Raw genomic sequence first — 14,585 nt, 5'->3', positions numbered from 1 at the left:
GCATTGTTGGCATGGATTGATGTGCAAAGTGGATCAATGGGTTCTTTTGGGTACAAATCCATTGCTGCTGTAACGGCTGTTTATGGTTTCGCCACCCCAGCCCTCTCCCGAGGGAGCCGATTTCGGTTGGTTTTGAAACTTGCATTCGACTCGGTATCGCACGTCGGCGCACTTCTGCCAAACACCTCGGTCAGTCCCCTCTCCCTCCGGGAGAGGGCTAGGGTGAGGGGCTCTTGATTTTGCTTTTGTCTCCAGGACACCCACATTCCAATGACCTCTAGCGCCCACCCCCGGCAAAAAAGGAATGATTCCCGCCCCACGCAGTCGGAGTTGAGGTACTACCCAATTCAGGAGGTTCACCGATGAACAGCAAAACCCTAATCGCCAGCCTGGCCCTCGTCGCCGGCATTGCCGGGATCAGCCCACTTGTTCAAGCGGCGCAAACCTCAAATGAACAGGCCGTTCAATCCCCGGTCAGCGACCGCGAACTGAAGGTCAACGACCGTGCGCCGGATATTTATCAGCGTAGTGAAAAAGCCATCGACTGGAAAACCAAGGGCCTGAAAAAACCTGTTGAGCAGGCGCAGTGGGTACAGATCAATGATCAGTACGTCATGGTGATGATCACCAACGGGACGATTGTCGAGATGAAACCGGTTGAGCGGTAAGCAACGTGACGCCCTAACCAGCTCTTGTTGAATCGACTGAATGGTTAGGGCATCGGCTGTAAAATTTCCATTTTTCTAATCTCATCGAGTTTTTACAATGGTATTTGATGAAATATTGAATGGTTGATGGTTTTGGGTAGTGGCTCTTTGACACTGGTTGATGGTTTTAATTAGAATCTGCTTCGTGAAAAAGCGTGCAGGGATTCGGTGCAAATTTGCCGAGGTAACTAAAACATTATCAGCTTAGCGAATCGTCGAATGGAACCGTCAAAACAGCCATTAAGTAAACTTCTCACGATTGAAGGTACCCAGGAAAGCTATCGAGTTCCCAAGTATCAGCGACCTTATTCTTGGTCTGCCCGCGATTGGCAACAGTTGATAGATGATATAAATGACGATGCGAATGACAAAGAAGGCCACTATATGGGGTCGGTTATTTGCGTTGATGCCAGCTCAGGTGCACCCGGAGAGCCTCGGGTTTATGAGCTGATTGATGGGCAGCAGCGAATTACTACTATTTCCTGTTTGTTGATTGCTATTTGGTCAAGGCTGAATGAAGTGCTTTCGACTGAAGTTGATTTGAAGGAGCAGTCGAGTCTGGATGAGGACGATATCGCTGATTTAAAGGCATTGATGGATGATGTTCGGCGTAAGGTAGTACGAGAGCGTAGATATCAAAAAGATGAAAAAATGCCGGTTCATTCGAGCAAAAATACGTTGCTGGGTGACTTTTATATCGGCCGAAAAAATCGCACCGATTATTATTGCCGAATACTGCCGTCGAGTCAGGATTTAAATCGTGTTGATTATATTAATGCACTGAGTCATTACGGCTTGCTAGCGCTCGTTGAGCATGAAGCACCAAGGAATTGGGGGAATCGCCGTATAGCTAAATGCATTCGCTATTTTTCTGATGAGTTGCCCGATGAAGTGACCGCGCTGAAGTTGCTGGCTCAACGAGTGAATGCGCTGATTTTTATTCATATCAAGGTCGACAATCATTCAGATGCATTTAGACTTTTTGAGGCGATTAACAATCGAGGTGTACCGCTGTCCGCTCTGGATATCATCAAGAATGCAATGTTGGCCACGCTGGAACGAAGTAGCACTGGTGCCATTGATGAGGCTTTCGAAATCTGGTCTACCATGACCGAAAGTCTAGGCCCGGATTCAAGTCTTCATGAAAGCTATCTGCGTCACTTTTATAATGCGTTTCAGGTGGAGTCAGGGCGTAGCGTTCCCAATTTTAAACGGGCAACGAAGACTTCGCTGATTTCAATTTTTGAGTATTTGATAAAAAAAGACGCAGGTGGTTTGTTGGATGCACTGGCTCGCCGCGCCAATTTTTATAGTGCTATTACGCAACCGGAACGAGCAGAGATTTCCCCATTGCGTCGCTTGAAGTTGTTGAATTTATCCCGCCTGGATGCCAAGCCAAGTCATCAGTTTCTACTGTATATGCTGGACAGAGAGAAAGAAGGGTTGTGTGCATCTGCTGACGTAAATAAGTCAATCGATTTTCTCGCGCGATACTTCGTGCGTCGAAACCTTACCAGTACTCCTGCAACTAACCGATTAGACGGCTTGTTTATCGATCTGGTGAGTGTTTGTGAGAAGGCTCTCAAGAAAAGTGGAAGCTTTTCTTATGAGTTGGTTCGCAGCACGCTGCTCAAAGCAAAGGGCAGCGATACGCCGGCGGATGATGGCGAATTTGAAGAGGCCTTGAGTACTCATATTTATTATTATAATCCAGGCGTCGCTCGTTATTTGTTGTGCAATTATGTCATGGAGCGCGAAACAAAAGAACGTCAGATTGATTTGTGGCGTAGAGACGACAAAGGCCGATATGTATGGACCATAGAACATGTTCTTCCTCAAGGTACATTGAAACCTGGCTGGGTTAAAATGTTGGCGGGTGGCGATACTGAGAAGGCGCTTGAGATTCAGGAGCAATTCGCCGATCAGATTGGAAACTTAACGTTGTCTGCTTACAACTCAAATCTGTCCAACGCAGAGTTGGTTGAAAAACAGAAGAAAAGTGTGGTTACTCTCGCCGGTGATAAAGCTTCGATAGGCTATAAAAATGGTTTGTTGCTGAACGATTTGAAGTTCAAAGTAGGCAGAAAGCTTTCTAGTCTTTCAAGTGCTGCAAATTGGGATCATGAACAAATTGACGCAAGGACCGATGTGCTTGTCGCGGCAATGATGTCTGACTATAAGCTCTAAGCTTTTATTGGCAGCCATTTAAAACGGCACATTGTCAGGTGGATTGTGATGTTGGCGCTACTTCGGTAGCGCCTTGGATTATTCGCCTACTCAACCCGAACCTGATTCATCACCTGCCCACCCCCCAATCGATACTGATTATTGCCACTGCGCTTGGCCTCATACATCGCCAGATCGGCAATGTGCAGCAAGCGATCCATGGCCGTCGCATGGTCCGGAAACACCGCCACCCCAAGGCTGGTGCCGATGTGGCGCTGGTCGTTGCCGATGCTGATCGGGGGCGACAGTTCGATGAAGATTTTCTGGCAGATGCTGCGGGCTTCGTCCTGCAAACTCAGGCTCGGCGACAGGCCTTGCAGGATCACCACAAACTCATCGCCGCCAATGCGCGCGACCGTATCGGTGGCGTGCAGGATGCGTTTCAGCCGCGTGGCCATGGTGATCAGCACGCGGTCGCCGGCGGCATGGCCGTAGCGGTCGTTGATGGTTTTGAAACCGTTGAGGTCGACGAATACCAGCGCGACGCGGGTCTCGGACTGCCGCGCGTAATCCAGCGCTTCGGACAAGCGTTGTTCCAGCACCAGGCGATTGGGCAGGCCGGTCAGCGGATCGAAGTGAGCGAGGTGTTGCAGGTAGCTGGCCGAGGCTTTTTCTTCGGTGATGTCGCGCACCACACCCATCATTTTCACCACCGCGTCGTGGTCGTTGCGCACCACGTTGCCGGTTTCCCGTAACCAACGAATGGTGCCGTCGGGCCATACCACGCGGTATTCCTCATCGTGATTTTCGCCGGTCTCCAGGCAGCGTAGTTCGCCTTCGCGCACCTTGGTGCGGTCGTCTGGATGGACACAAGAACAGAACAACGCGTAGGACGGGGTGATCTCGCCGATCTTGAAGCCGAACATGCCGTAAATCGCATCCGACCAGTACAGCCGATCCGTGTCGACTTCCCAGTCCCAAGTGCCGATGCGCGCAAAGTACTGGCTGCGTTTGAAGCGCTCGACGTCGCCGTCCTGCTGAATGTGTTGGCCATCGGCGGCCCGTCTCAGCAGATCCCGATACTGCGCGAGCTGCCTGCGCAAATCGCGTTCGCGCCACAGCAGCAATGCGATGACGGTCAGCATGATCACGCCCACGGCGAGGCTGATCCAGAACAGAGTCATTCGGGTGCTGCCAGCATGGCGAATCGATCCGTAGAGTAGTGGCGGTTGGCTATGTTAATGCTTCAATACTCGGTTCGGATACATGTTGATCTGCGCTGGCAGGTTGCCAATGCCCGGCATTTCTGGGAAAACGGCGGCCGGCTGAACAATAGAGTGAATGTTATGAATGATGAACTGCAGGTAATCGATCTTCAGGTCGGCGAAGGCAAAGCCGCCGTCAAAGGCGCGCTGATCACCACCCAATACACCGGATGGCTGGAAGACGGCAGCGAGTTCGATTCTTCCTACAGCCGTGGCAAACCTTTTCAGTGCGTGATTGGCACCGGACGAGTGATCAAGGGTTGGGATCAGGGTCTGATGGGCATGCAGGTGGGGGGCAAGCGAAAATTGTTGGTGCCGGCGCATTTGGGCTATGGCGAGCGGACGATGGGCAAGATTCCGCCGAATTCGAATCTGGTGTTTGAGATTGAGTTGTTGGAAGTGTTGACGCGGGAGGATTGAAACCGGGTCGTTTTTTACGCTTGGGAATAAATGCGATGGATGTGTGGCAGTGGGTTTCACAAGTTGCCGATTGGCTGGTGGAGAGGCATGCCTCGCGCAGAGGATCGACTTACAACTACATGTATTTCGTTTCCGCTGCCACTGCAGTTGGCAGTTGGGTAGTCGCGAAAGAACTGCTCGCCAAACGCAAGGCCCTAAAAGCAAACGTGTCTGAAGCTCTGCAAAATGAAACGTTACGTGCGATGTCCTTTGCTCAGGAGGATGGGCGACCAGTCAAACGCACTGCGACGTTGGTCCGACAGGAAGAAACCTTTTTCGTCACGGTCATTCGTCATGACGATGAAGAACGCGTGGAGTCATCCAGTGAAGCGTTGCACTCGCTGGACGATGTCGACGTTTACTTGCGTGACCACACACCCTTTATCCTCGCGGATTTTCGAGCTTAGTGACTCACGCGCCCGATGCAGAAAGAACGCTTTCGCGAGCAGGCTCGCTCCCACATTGGAACGGCGGTGTACTCGAATGCCGCGAGTAACCGTGAACACCTGTGGGAGCGAGCCTGCTCGCGAAGAACGATCACGCGGTCAATCAGGCTGCGTGTGCCATTTCGGCCAGTGTGTCGGCCACGGTTTTTTGCAGTGAGGGGAACCGGCGTGTCACGCGGCGCAGTGCGGGCAGCACGGCGTCGATTTCCAGTTCATCGAGTTGGGGAAGGACGGTGACGGCGGAGGCGACGATGGATTCGCGTTCGCTTTCGAACAGCACCAGGCAGGTGTTCTGTGCCCAGCGTCCGTCCCGCTCGTTGAAACCCATGGCCACCAGTGCCGCGACGACTTGTGCATCGGTTTTGTGGGTCATGGTTATTGCCTCAGTGCAGGTTCGATTTTGTCGAGGGCGCGGTTGACCGCGAGTTCGCCGAGCATGACCACTTGCTGGATGCCGAGCACGGTGTTGCGGTAGGGCGAGTCGAGCAGGGCGGCGAAGTCGCTGAGCATGACGCTGGCCGAGGCCATGGATTCGCAGGCGTGGGCCATGAGGTCTTCGGCGCCGGTGTTCGGGTCGACGAGGAACATGGTGCTGGGTCTGCGCGGTGGTGAAGGCGGTGTGGGTTTCAGGTAGTGGTCGAGGGCGCGTTCGGCGGCTTCGTGGAGTTTTCTGGAGCCAGGCGTGGAATAGGGAGACGTTGGATTTGGATCGATTTCCGCGTCTGTTTCGGGCGGATTTGGCGTGATTTTGAACATGGTGTAGTTTTCCAAAGTGATGCTGACACCACCTCGCGACTAAACGAAAAGGTGGCAGCTATACGCAGGTTAGTCGACCGGGAACTCCACCAAAACCGGCGCACCCGAAGGCGCCCTGCGCACAGCTACCATTGAGTGAGGTATCGAAATACCTACTGTCTGGAACGTTGTGCAGTTTCAGTGGATTACCGAGCGACTAAACCCGATCACTGAACATTCAGTGACGCGAACCAAGTTACCGGCGACCCCCTAGCCGCACAAGCCGGCGGATTCTGGCGTAGTTGTAGGCAAAGGCGCAAGGCGCTGTAGCCTTGTGGCTAATGTCTAAATGATGCTGCGTTTGACTGCGCGCCTTCGCGAGCAGGCTCGCTCCCACCTTTGAAATGCGTACCCCCTGTGGGAGCGAGCCTGCTCGCGAAGGCGCCTTCAAAATCACCTCAGGATTCAACCCTCACACCTCGCCCAAACCGCTCCCGATACACCGACGGCGGCACACCCACCACACCACGAAACGCCACACGAAAACTCTCCACCGACCGATAACCGCAACGCTCGGCAATCTGCTCAGTGTTATGCGGCGTGCTCTCCAGCAACTCCCGCGCCCGCGCCAACCGTTCGTGCTGCAACCACGCCTTGGGCGATTGCCCACTGGCCTCGGTAAATCGCCGCAGAAACGTGCGCTCACTCATCGCCGCTTCACTGGCCAGATCACGCACTTCCAGCGGTTCATGCAAGCGCTCGCGCGCCCATTGCATCACCCGCGACAGATCGTTGCGCGGTGTCGGGCTGACCGGGGTCGGAATGAACTGCGCCTGACCGCCGGTGCGTTGCGGCGACATCACCAGACGCCGCGCCACCGAGTTGGCGACTTGCGTGCCGAAGTCCCGCGCCACCAGATGCAGGCAGGCATCGATTCCGGCAGCGCTGCCGGCCGAGGTGATCAACTGGCCGGAATCGACATAAAGCACATCCGGATCGACCGCAATTGCCGGGAAGCGCTGCGCCAGTTCCGCCGTGTAACGCCAATGGGTTGTGGCGCCATGCCCGTCAAGCAGGCCGGTGGCCGCCAGCACAAATACACCGGAGCAGATCGACAGTAATCGCGCACCCCGCGCGTGGGCCTGGCACAGCGCGTCGATCAATGCTGGAGGCACTGCCGCGTTGCGGTCGCGCCAGCCGGGAATGATGATCGTGCGCGCCTCGGCCAACAATTCCAGGCCACCATCGGCCAGCACCTGAATGCCGCCCAAGGCGCGCATCGGGCCTTGATCGACCGCCGCGATGGCGTGGGTGTACCACGGGAAATCGAACTCCGGCCGGGTCAGGCCAAAGACCTCCACGGCGATGCCGAACTCGAATGTGCAGAGGCCGTCGTAGGCCAGAATCGCGACCAGACCTGGTGATGTCGGCATTTGGCGGAAAATTCCCGGTGAGTGTCTTGTGCGCCACTGTAGCCGCAAGCGGCCGCTCGATAAAGTCTGTTCACACCCGTTCAGATAAAGGAGCAACACCCATGACCAGCCTGGTTCGCGACATCCCTGCCGCTCCGTCGGCGATCGCCCTGATGCACTTCAGCAATCGTCTGACCTTCGAAACTGATTGTTCCGACGTCTTCAGTAGCCAGGAGGCTGGCGAGATTGATTTTGTTCTGGTCGATGTCCGTGGACCACTGGCCTATGAGCGCGGGCATGTGCCGGGCGCGATCAATATCCCGAACCGTTTGCTGACGGCGGCGGAGTTGGCGAGTTACCCGAAAACCACGCTGTTCGTGGTCTATTGCGCCGGCCCGCACTGCAACGGCGCGAACAAGGCGGCGGTAAAACTGGCGGCGCTGGGTTACCCGGTCAAGGAGATGATCGGCGGCGTGACCGGATGGCTGGATGAAGGTTTTCAACTGAGCGTTGAACAAGCCGCCAAAACCGCCATCGGCTGCGAATGCTGACGTTCTTTTAAGAGAATTCCTGAGCAAAAAAAGCGCTTGTCCTACAGCCCTTGCACCACGACGGCGCACCCGTTGACCCCGGTCAATCGGTGCGCCGATCTTTCATAAGTATTTGTCGCTTAAACACAATTTACCCTGTGCGCGCCGCCATAGACTGCCGGCCACTTCGGTTTTTGTAGCCAATTGGCCATGACCGAACGCTGAATCGAAAGCTGCCAATAAAAGCCTCCGCACACAGGAGTTATAAATGAAGAAGCTAGTGATGTTCGGTGCCCTGGCACTGTCGATGTTGTCCCTGACCGCCGTGGCCGAAGACGCCAAGCCGATCCGCATCGGTATCGAAGCCGGTTACCCGCCATTCTCGATGAAAACCCCTGACGGCAAACTCGCCGGTTTCGACGTCGACATCGGCGATGCGCTGTGCGCGCAGATGAAAGTCAAATGCACTTGGGTCGAGCAGGAATTCGATGGCCTGATCCCGGCGCTGAAAGTGAAGAAGATCGACGCGATCCTGTCGTCGATGACCATCACCGACGACCGCAAAAAGAACGTCGATTTCACCATCAAGTACTACCACACCCCGGCGCGCTTCGTGATGAAGGAAGGCTCCGGTGTCAAAGACCCGCTGACCGAGCTCAAAGGCAAGAAAGTCGGCGTGCTGCGTGCCAGTACTCACGACCGTTACGCCACCGAAGTACTGGTGCCGGCCGGTATCGACCTGGTGCGTTACGGCTCGCAACAGGAAGCCAACCTCGACATGGTTTCCGGCCGTATCGACGCGATGCTGGCCGACTCGGTCAACCTCAGCGACGGTTTCCTGAAAACCGACGCCGGCAAAGGCTTCGAATTTGTTGGCCCAACCTATGAAGACGCCAAGTACTTCGGCGGCGGCGCCGGCATTGCGGTGCGCAAGGGCGATACCGCGCTGGCCGAGCAATTCAACAAAGCCATCAGCGAAATCCGCGCCAATGGCGAGTACAAGAAAGTCCAGGACAAGTACTTCGACTTTGATGTGTACGGCCATTAATACGCCGTAGAAAAAAGTGGCCCCGTTTGCGCGGTGGCCACTTTTTTTGCGCCCATGATTTATCCTGTTTCACACATTTCCCATGTAGGAGCTGCCGAAGGCTGCGATCTTTTGACTTTGCTTGTGAAAAACAAGATCAAAAGATCGCAGCCTTCGGCAGCTCCTACAGAAACATCGGAGTCTTCCCATGCAACGCATCGACCATGTTCTGCCCTGGAGCCACTTGGGCAGCGAACGCTCGCTCAGCGTGTTCCGCTATGGCGCGGGCGCCCGCAAGGTGTACATCCAGGCCAGCCTGCACGCCGATGAACTGCCGGGCATGCGCACCGCGTGGGAACTCAAGCAACGCCTCAATGAGTTAGAGCAGCAAGGCCGTTTGCAGGGCGTGATCGAATTGGTGCCGGTGGCCAACCCGATCGGCCTCGATCAACACGTGCAAGGTGCGCACATGGGCCGTTTCGAACTCGGCAGCGGCAAAAACTTCAACCGCGCCTTCGTCGAACTCAGCGCGCCGGTCGGGGCGTTGATCGGTGAACGCCTGGGCGCGGATGCCGAGGCCAACGTTGCACTGATCCGCCAAGCCATGGGTCAAGTGTTCGAAGACCTGCCGGCCCCGGCGTCGCAACTGGAAGCGTTGCATCGTTTGTTGCTGCGCCATGCCTGCGATGCCGACATCACCCTCGATCTGCATTGTGATTTCGACGCGGCGATTCATTTGTACGCGCTGCCGCAGCACTGGCCACAGTGGCAATCGCTGGCGGCACGTTTGCAGGCCGGCGTGGCGCTGTTGTGTGAAGATTCCGGCGGCAGCTCGTTTGATGAATCCTGCTCGACGCCGTGGTTGCGTCTGGCGCGGGCGTTCCCCAACGCCGCGATTCCGGCGGCGAACCTGGCGACCACGCTGGAACTGGGCAGCATGGGCGATACCCGGGTCGATCAGGCGCAGGCCAATTGCGAGGCGATTCTCGGTTTCCTTGCTGAGCAGGGTTTCATCAGCGGCGAGTGGCCGGCGGCGCCGAGCGAGTGCTGTGAAGGCCTACCGTTCGAGGGCACTGAATACCTGTTCGCGCCGCACCATGGTGTGGTGAGTTTTCTGCGCAATGCTGGCGAATGGGTGGAGAAGGGCGATGCGCTGTTTGAGGTGGTCGATCCGTTGCAGGATCGCGTGACCACCGTGCGCGCGGGCACCAGTGGCGTGCTGTTTGCGCTGGATCGCGGGCGCTACACCGAGCCGGGGATCTGGCAGGCGAAAGTGGCGGGGCGGGTGGCGTTTCGGACGGGCAAGTTGACCAACGACTGATGGATCTACGCTGGGTTCACTGGCCTCATCGCTGGCAAGCCAGCTCCCACAGTGATTGAAGGTGTTCACAAACATTGTGTTCACACAAATTCTGTGGGAGCTGGCTTGCCAGCGATGGCGGCATCAGCAGCACCACCGAATTTGGATCCTCGCCGCAGGATGTTAGGCTCCCCCCCGAACCCGACACTCCGTGAAGGAAGGCTCTATGTTGAAGATCTTTGCTCTGTTGACCCTGCTGGCGTCCACTGCTGTGCAGGCGCAAACCACGCTGCAATCCGATCTGCCGCTCAAGTACCTCGAACTGGTTCACGCCGATGCCGAACCGCGTCCGCTGGTGATTTTCCTGCACGGCTACGGCAGTAACGAAGCCGATCTGATCGGCATGAAATTTCAGCTGCCGGCGCAATACAACTACTTGTCGGTGCAGGCGCCGCTGTCGCTCGGTGAAGGACGTTTCCAGTGGTTTCGCAAGAAGGGTGAAGGCGCCTACAACGGCGAGACCGATGATCTGAAGGTCAGCGGCCAGAAGCTGCGCGACTTTATCGCGCAAGCAGCGAAGAAATATCACACCACACCGGACAAGGTGTACCTGATCGGTTTCAGCCAGGGCGCGATGATGACCTACGAAGTGGGGCTGCGGCCGCCAGTGGCGGTCGGTGGGATCGCGGCGTTGAGCGGGCGTTTATTGCCAGTGCTGAAGGCTGAACTCAAAAGCGAACAGCAGCCGTTGCCGCTGAACATCTTTATCGGCCACGGCACCGCCGATGATCCGGTGCCGTATAAGAACGGCACCGAGGCCAACGCTCAGTTACAGAAACTCGGTTATAAACCGCAGTTCCATGCCTATCCCGGCGTCGGCCACAGCATCAGTGCGGCCGAGCTGCGCGACTTGAACGGCTGGTTGCAGCAGCTCAATCCTTGAGGATGGTTTTCACCAGGGCATCGTGACCCTTCTTGTCGCTGGCGCGGGAGATCACCTGCACCAGCGCCATCTTTGTGCCGGAGCCGGCCATCAGCGTGGTGTTGAGGGTCTGGCCGCCGCCCTGGGTGGCGGTGCTGTCGACCTGACGCAAGCCAAGGCCGGTGCCTTTCTGGGTCAGGCTCTTCTCGCTGAGTTTGTTGAAGTCCGGCAGGGCCTTGCGTTGGTCTTCGATGAAACTCGACACGCTGCCGTCGAGGAACTGCCCGTCGTTGTCCTTGACGTGCTGGCCTTCGGGAATCTTGTTCTCAGCGGTAATGACCACGGTTTTTGTGGCCTCGTTGGTGTACATCGTGCCCGTGGTCCCGCTCGGGCTGGTCGGCAGCGGGTCAGCGACGAAACCTTTTGGCAGCACAAAGGTGAACTTGCCCTCGAGCATCGAGACTTTCTCGGTGCCGGCATTTTTCTTGGCCGCTTGCGCGTGAAGGGCGCCGAAACCGGCGAGGGCCGCCACCAGCAGAACGACGGCTTTTTTGCTCAACAATGACATGTGAATCTCCGGTGGATGGTCGCGCGAGGCGGGCGATCATCCCACGGAGGGGGCCGGGCGTTCCAGCGCGAATCATCCGAGTGGTTATTGCGCCTGCGCTTTCGCCAGCGGACGGGCCAACAGGCGTTTGGTCACGCCGAGCATGGCCACCGACACTGCGACACCGACGGCGAATCCACTCAGCCCCATGCTTGGCAAGGTCAGCGCCGAGACCAGACAAAACGCCGAAAACGAATACATGCCGGTCGCCGTCGCCCGTAACAATGCAGCGGTAAATGCCGGGCCGCGCGTTTGTTGCGAGAACACCGCCATGACACTGCCGAGCACCGGAAATACCGCGAGCAAACCGCTCCAGCGCTCGCCGACGGTGCTGGCGAGCATCGTCACCACCAGGGTCAACGCGGCGCCGGCGATCATCCGCCAGATCAGTTTGTCCGACTTCGGCGCCGTGCCGCTGAGCACCGGTTGCACCGTGGGAAACAGATAAGGCGATGCCAGCAACGCAATCGCCGCCGCCGCCACGGAAAAAGGCAGTGACGCCGGAATCAGCGACAACACCCCAGCAATCACGGCCCACACCGTCAGCGACGCCGTCAGCGCCAACGGCCAGTTCGCCCGTTGCGCGACCTGCGCGTAGGTGATGCAGAACGCAATCATCGCGAACATCGCCGATAACGCCGCCACCGCCGACTGCGCGGCAAACCCCGGACCCTGCTCGATGGCGAGGAAAAACAGAATCGGCCCGACCACCACCGGCAACCCCGACAGCCACCCGGCCACGCTCGGCCCCCAGCGTTTGCCCGCCAGGGAAATCAGCAGCAGAAAACCGGGAATCAGCAGCAGTTTAAGGATCAGCACGCAGGAGTCTCCATCCGTTGAAGGTTCGCCACGTTAGCATTGTCGATCGGCGATTGCTGCCTATGTGCGCAGTTTTTGTATACAAAGTGTCGGGAGCAATACCCGACTATGCTCTGATTATCAAGGCTTGCCGGAGTCGATAACGCGATGAACAGAACACCGAAGGTGTTGCGCGGATGTTGCGGCATCGGTTTGTGGGCGTTGTTGCTGACGCCGACCTGGGCCAATTGGCAGGACGCGGTGCCCGGCGCGCAGATCATCGGTACCGGCGATTTCAGTGTGTTCGGTTTCGATGTCTACAACGCGCGCCTGTGGAGTGCCGCGCGGCCCCTGGTCGACGGCCAGCCGTTTGCGTTGGAGTTGATTTACCGCCGTAACATTTCTCGCGACGATCTGGTCAAGGCCAGCGTCGATGAAATCAAACGTCTGGCCGGTGCCCGCGTCAGCCCGGCGCAATTGGCCGGGTGGCAGGTACAGATGCAGCAATCGTTCGTCGATGTGCAGGCTGGCACGCGGATTACCGGCGTGTATTTGCCGGGGCAGGGCGCGCGGTTTTTTGTCGGCCAGCAATTGCAGCACGAGATTGATGATCCGCTGTTTGCCCGGGCGTTTTTCGATATCTGGCTCGATCCGCGCACACGCAATCCTGAGCTGCGCGAGCAGTTGTTGGGGGGGAGTCGATAGATTTTTTTGCGCTTCAAGGCTGTGGCGGAAACCTCTAAGCTGCGTCTTTCGACTTGTTTCTGGATGTGTGCGTGAAATTCAGCTTGCCCAAAATCGCCACCGCGCCGTTTTGCCCGCCGGAAGTGGCTGGCAGTGTTGCGGTTGATCCCAATGCGTCGTTCTTCAAACGCGTGCTGCGTTTCGCCGGCCCCGGGTTGCTGGTGTCGATCGGTTACATGGATCCGGGCAATTGGGCCACCGCCATCGAGGCCGGTTCACGCTTCGGTTACAGCCTGTTGTTCGTGGTGTTGCTGGCGAGTCTGGCGGGCATGGTCGTGCAGTGCCTGTGCTCGCGACTGGGCATCGCCACCGGGCGCGATCTGGCGCAGCTGTCCCGCGAGCGCTACAGCACACCGACCGCGCGCCTGCAGTGGGTGTTGGCGGAAATCTCGATCATCGCCACCGATCTGGCCGAAGTGCTCGGCTGCGCATTGGCGTTCCACTTGCTGCTTGGTTGTTCGTTGACCTTCGGCATTGCCCTGACGGCGTTCGACACCTTGCTGGTGCTGGCCCTGCAAAATCGCGGTTTCCGCCGACTTGAGGCGATCATGTTGGTGCTGGTCGCGACCATCGGCGTGTGTTTTTTCGTTGAACTGTTGCTGATCAAACCGTACTGGCCCGACGTCGCCCAGGGTTTCAAACCGTCGCTGGCGGCGATTGGCGAGGCGGCGCCGTTGTACCTGGCGATCGGTATTCTCGGCGCGACGGTGATGCCGCATAACCTTTATCTGCATACCTCGATCGTGCAGACGCGGATGATCGGCAAGGATCTGGCGAGCAAGCAGGACGCGGTGAAACTGGCGCGCATCGACACTATCGGTTCGCTGGCCTTGGCGTTGCTGGTCAATGCGGCGATCCTGATTCTCGCGGCAGCGGCGTTTCACCAGTCCGGGCACACCGACGTGGTGGACATTCAGGACGCCTACCACTTGCTCGATCCGCTGGTCGGCGGTGCGCTGGCCAGTGTGTTGTTCGGCGTGGCCTTGCTCGCATCGGGGCAGAGTTCGACCTTCACCGGTACCATCGCTGGCCAGGTGATCATGGAGGGTTACCTGAATCTGCGGATTCCGTGCTGGCAGCGACGCTTGATCACTCGCGGGCTGGCGTTGATTCCAGCGTTTATCGGCGTGTGGCTGATGGGCGATAACGCGATTGGCAAGTTGCTGGTGCTGAGTCAGGTGGTGTTGAGTCTGCAGTTGCCGTTTGCCCTGTATCCATTGATTCGCATGACCAATGATAAAAAGCTGATGGGGCCGTTTGTGAATCGCTGGCCGACCCGGGTGCTGGCCTGGGGGTTGTTTGTGGTGATCAGTGGTGCCAATAGCTGGCTGATTTTGCAGTGGGCGGTTTGAGCCAGCATTTGCAGTGACTGGGCTGGCCTCTTCGCGAGCAGGCTCGCTCCCCCAATTGCTATCGGGTGACCACAATAGTGTGCACATCCGATAACCTTGTGGGAGCGTGCTTGCT

General features: G+C 57.2%; 16 protein-coding genes. 10 read left to right on the top strand and 6 right to left on the bottom strand.

Translation table 11 applies throughout. The annotated features are described in order from the left end of the window. The first annotated feature begins 362 nt into the window (after positions 1-362). Together ACM6JQ_RS10690 and ACM6JQ_RS10685 are read left to right on the top strand one after the other, a co-directional pair. Positions 363-668: an RcnB family protein gene (locus ACM6JQ_RS10690; RefSeq protein WP_077573509.1), complete on the top strand. Its 306-nt coding sequence runs from the start codon at positions 363-365 to the stop codon at positions 666-668. A 258-nt stretch (positions 669-926) separates the two neighbouring features. Continuing rightward, positions 927-2,894, top strand: a complete 1,968-nt coding sequence (locus ACM6JQ_RS10685) for a DUF262 domain-containing protein (protein WP_414893750.1) — start codon at positions 927-929, stop codon at positions 2,892-2,894. 86 nt (positions 2,895-2,980) lie between these two features. On the opposite strand, the gene ACM6JQ_RS10680 is transcribed toward ACM6JQ_RS10685, so the two are convergent. Next, positions 2,981-4,057 carry a diguanylate cyclase domain-containing protein gene (locus tag ACM6JQ_RS10680; protein WP_414893749.1) on the bottom strand — a complete coding sequence of 359 codons (1,077 nt, stop codon included), beginning with the start codon at positions 4,055-4,057 and terminating at the stop codon, positions 2,981-2,983. Positions 4,058-4,219: 162 nt separating this feature from the next. On the opposite strand from ACM6JQ_RS10680, the gene ACM6JQ_RS10675 reads away from it, so the two are divergent. Both ACM6JQ_RS10675 and ACM6JQ_RS10670 read left to right on the top strand, forming a co-directional pair. Further along, the gene (locus ACM6JQ_RS10675; protein ID WP_053121462.1) at positions 4,220-4,558 is read left to right on the top strand and encodes an FKBP-type peptidyl-prolyl cis-trans isomerase; all 339 of its coding nucleotides are present in this window, start codon (positions 4,220-4,222) and stop codon (positions 4,556-4,558) included. 35 nt (positions 4,559-4,593) lie between these two features. Next, entirely contained in the window at positions 4,594-5,004 is a 411-nt protein-coding gene (locus ACM6JQ_RS10670; RefSeq protein ID WP_414893748.1) for a hypothetical protein, read from the top strand. A gap of 142 nt (positions 5,005-5,146) precedes the next feature. Here the strand turns inward: ACM6JQ_RS10670 and ACM6JQ_RS10665 are convergent, their stop codons facing one another. The 3 genes from ACM6JQ_RS10665 to ftrA form a co-directional block, all read right to left on the bottom strand. Beyond that, positions 5,147-5,416, bottom strand: a complete 270-nt coding sequence (locus ACM6JQ_RS10665; protein ID WP_414893747.1) for a hypothetical protein — start codon at positions 5,414-5,416, stop codon at positions 5,147-5,149. 2 nt (positions 5,417-5,418) lie between these two features. Beyond that, on the bottom strand, positions 5,419-5,799 hold the full coding sequence (locus ACM6JQ_RS10660) for a DUF6124 family protein (protein ID WP_150775071.1): 381 nt from the start codon (positions 5,797-5,799) through the stop codon (positions 5,419-5,421). Positions 5,800-6,236: 437 nt separating this feature from the next. Continuing rightward, positions 6,237-7,211, bottom strand: a complete 975-nt coding sequence (gene ftrA, locus ACM6JQ_RS10655; protein WP_320413139.1) for a transcriptional regulator FtrA — start codon at positions 7,209-7,211, stop codon at positions 6,237-6,239. Positions 7,212-7,312: 101 nt separating this feature from the next. Between ftrA and ACM6JQ_RS10650 the strand changes: the two genes are divergently transcribed. The 4 genes from ACM6JQ_RS10650 (at position 7,313) to ACM6JQ_RS10635 (ending at position 10,990) form a co-directional block, all read left to right on the top strand. Further along, a complete protein-coding gene (locus ACM6JQ_RS10650) occupies positions 7,313-7,741 on the top strand; it encodes a rhodanese-like domain-containing protein (protein ID WP_095113628.1) in 429 nt (142 codons plus the stop codon). A 247-nt stretch (positions 7,742-7,988) separates the two neighbouring features. Then, the gene (locus ACM6JQ_RS10645; protein ID WP_150708856.1) at positions 7,989-8,768 is read left to right on the top strand and encodes an ABC transporter substrate-binding protein; all 780 of its coding nucleotides are present in this window, start codon (positions 7,989-7,991) and stop codon (positions 8,766-8,768) included. A gap of 187 nt (positions 8,769-8,955) precedes the next feature. Then, complete coding sequence (locus tag ACM6JQ_RS10640; RefSeq protein WP_414893745.1) at positions 8,956-10,068, top strand: succinylglutamate desuccinylase/aspartoacylase family protein; 1,113 nt, start codon at positions 8,956-8,958, stop codon at positions 10,066-10,068. 205 nt (positions 10,069-10,273) lie between these two features. Next, positions 10,274-10,990, top strand: coding sequence for an alpha/beta hydrolase (locus ACM6JQ_RS10635; RefSeq protein WP_414893744.1), 717 nt, complete (start codon positions 10,274-10,276; stop codon positions 10,988-10,990). Here ACM6JQ_RS10635 and ACM6JQ_RS10630 read toward each other — a convergent pair. Both ACM6JQ_RS10630 and ACM6JQ_RS10625 read right to left on the bottom strand, forming a co-directional pair. Continuing rightward, on the bottom strand, positions 10,980-11,537 hold the full coding sequence (locus tag ACM6JQ_RS10630) for a hypothetical protein (RefSeq protein WP_034156140.1): 558 nt from the start codon (positions 11,535-11,537) through the stop codon (positions 10,980-10,982). The two genes, ACM6JQ_RS10635 and ACM6JQ_RS10630, sit on opposite strands and share 11 nt — an antisense overlap. 84 nt (positions 11,538-11,621) lie before the next feature. Next, complete coding sequence (locus ACM6JQ_RS10625) at positions 11,622-12,395, bottom strand: hypothetical protein (RefSeq protein ID WP_414893743.1); 774 nt, start codon at positions 12,393-12,395, stop codon at positions 11,622-11,624. A gap of 147 nt (positions 12,396-12,542) precedes the next feature. Here ACM6JQ_RS10625 and ACM6JQ_RS10620 point away from each other — a divergent pair, with 147 nt between their 5' ends. Both ACM6JQ_RS10620 and ACM6JQ_RS10615 read left to right on the top strand, forming a co-directional pair. After that, positions 12,543-13,079 carry a chalcone isomerase family protein gene (locus ACM6JQ_RS10620; RefSeq protein WP_414893742.1) on the top strand — a complete coding sequence of 179 codons (537 nt, stop codon included), beginning with the start codon at positions 12,543-12,545 and terminating at the stop codon, positions 13,077-13,079. Positions 13,080-13,150: 71 nt separating this feature from the next. Continuing rightward, positions 13,151-14,470 (top strand): Nramp family divalent metal transporter, encoded by a 1,320-nt coding sequence (locus ACM6JQ_RS10615; protein WP_095113623.1) that lies wholly within the window; start codon positions 13,151-13,153, stop codon positions 14,468-14,470. The last annotated feature ends 115 nt before the right edge of the window (positions 14,471-14,585 follow it).

The sequence above is a fragment of the Pseudomonas sp. IT-232MI5 genome (assembly GCF_949767845.1).
Taxonomy (GTDB): Bacteria; Pseudomonadota; Gammaproteobacteria; order Pseudomonadales; family Pseudomonadaceae; genus Aquipseudomonas.
Note: the sequence above shows the minus strand (reverse complement) of the source record. Positions and strands in the feature narration are given on the sequence as shown.

What these genes read in the sequence shown, in the direction of transcription:
- ACM6JQ_RS10690 (WP_077573509.1), top strand. Translation starts at nt 363, where the DNA reads ATGAACAGCAAAACCCTAATCGCCAGCCTGGCCCTCGTCGCCGGCATT.
- ACM6JQ_RS10685 (WP_414893750.1), top strand. Translation starts at nt 927, where the DNA reads ATGGAACCGTCAAAACAGCCATTAAGTAAACTTCTCACGATTGAAGGT.
- ACM6JQ_RS10680 (WP_414893749.1), bottom strand. Translation starts at nt 4,057, where the DNA reads ATGACTCTGTTCTGGATCAGCCTCGCCGTGGGCGTGATCATGCTGACC.
- ACM6JQ_RS10675 (WP_053121462.1), top strand. Translation starts at nt 4,220, where the DNA reads ATGAATGATGAACTGCAGGTAATCGATCTTCAGGTCGGCGAAGGCAAA.
- ACM6JQ_RS10670 (WP_414893748.1), top strand. Translation starts at nt 4,594, where the DNA reads ATGGATGTGTGGCAGTGGGTTTCACAAGTTGCCGATTGGCTGGTGGAG.
- ACM6JQ_RS10665 (WP_414893747.1), bottom strand. Translation starts at nt 5,416, where the DNA reads ATGACCCACAAAACCGATGCACAAGTCGTCGCGGCACTGGTGGCCATG.
- ACM6JQ_RS10660 (WP_150775071.1), bottom strand. Translation starts at nt 5,799, where the DNA reads ATGTTCAAAATCACGCCAAATCCGCCCGAAACAGACGCGGAAATCGAT.
- ftrA (WP_320413139.1), bottom strand. Translation starts at nt 7,211, where the DNA reads ATGCCGACATCACCAGGTCTGGTCGCGATTCTGGCCTACGACGGCCTC.
- ACM6JQ_RS10650 (WP_095113628.1), top strand. Translation starts at nt 7,313, where the DNA reads ATGACCAGCCTGGTTCGCGACATCCCTGCCGCTCCGTCGGCGATCGCC.
- ACM6JQ_RS10645 (WP_150708856.1), top strand. Translation starts at nt 7,989, where the DNA reads ATGAAGAAGCTAGTGATGTTCGGTGCCCTGGCACTGTCGATGTTGTCC.
- ACM6JQ_RS10640 (WP_414893745.1), top strand. Translation starts at nt 8,956, where the DNA reads ATGCAACGCATCGACCATGTTCTGCCCTGGAGCCACTTGGGCAGCGAA.
- ACM6JQ_RS10635 (WP_414893744.1), top strand. Translation starts at nt 10,274, where the DNA reads ATGTTGAAGATCTTTGCTCTGTTGACCCTGCTGGCGTCCACTGCTGTG.
- ACM6JQ_RS10630 (WP_034156140.1), bottom strand. Translation starts at nt 11,537, where the DNA reads ATGTCATTGTTGAGCAAAAAAGCCGTCGTTCTGCTGGTGGCGGCCCTC.
- ACM6JQ_RS10620 (WP_414893742.1), top strand. Translation starts at nt 12,543, where the DNA reads ATGAACAGAACACCGAAGGTGTTGCGCGGATGTTGCGGCATCGGTTTG.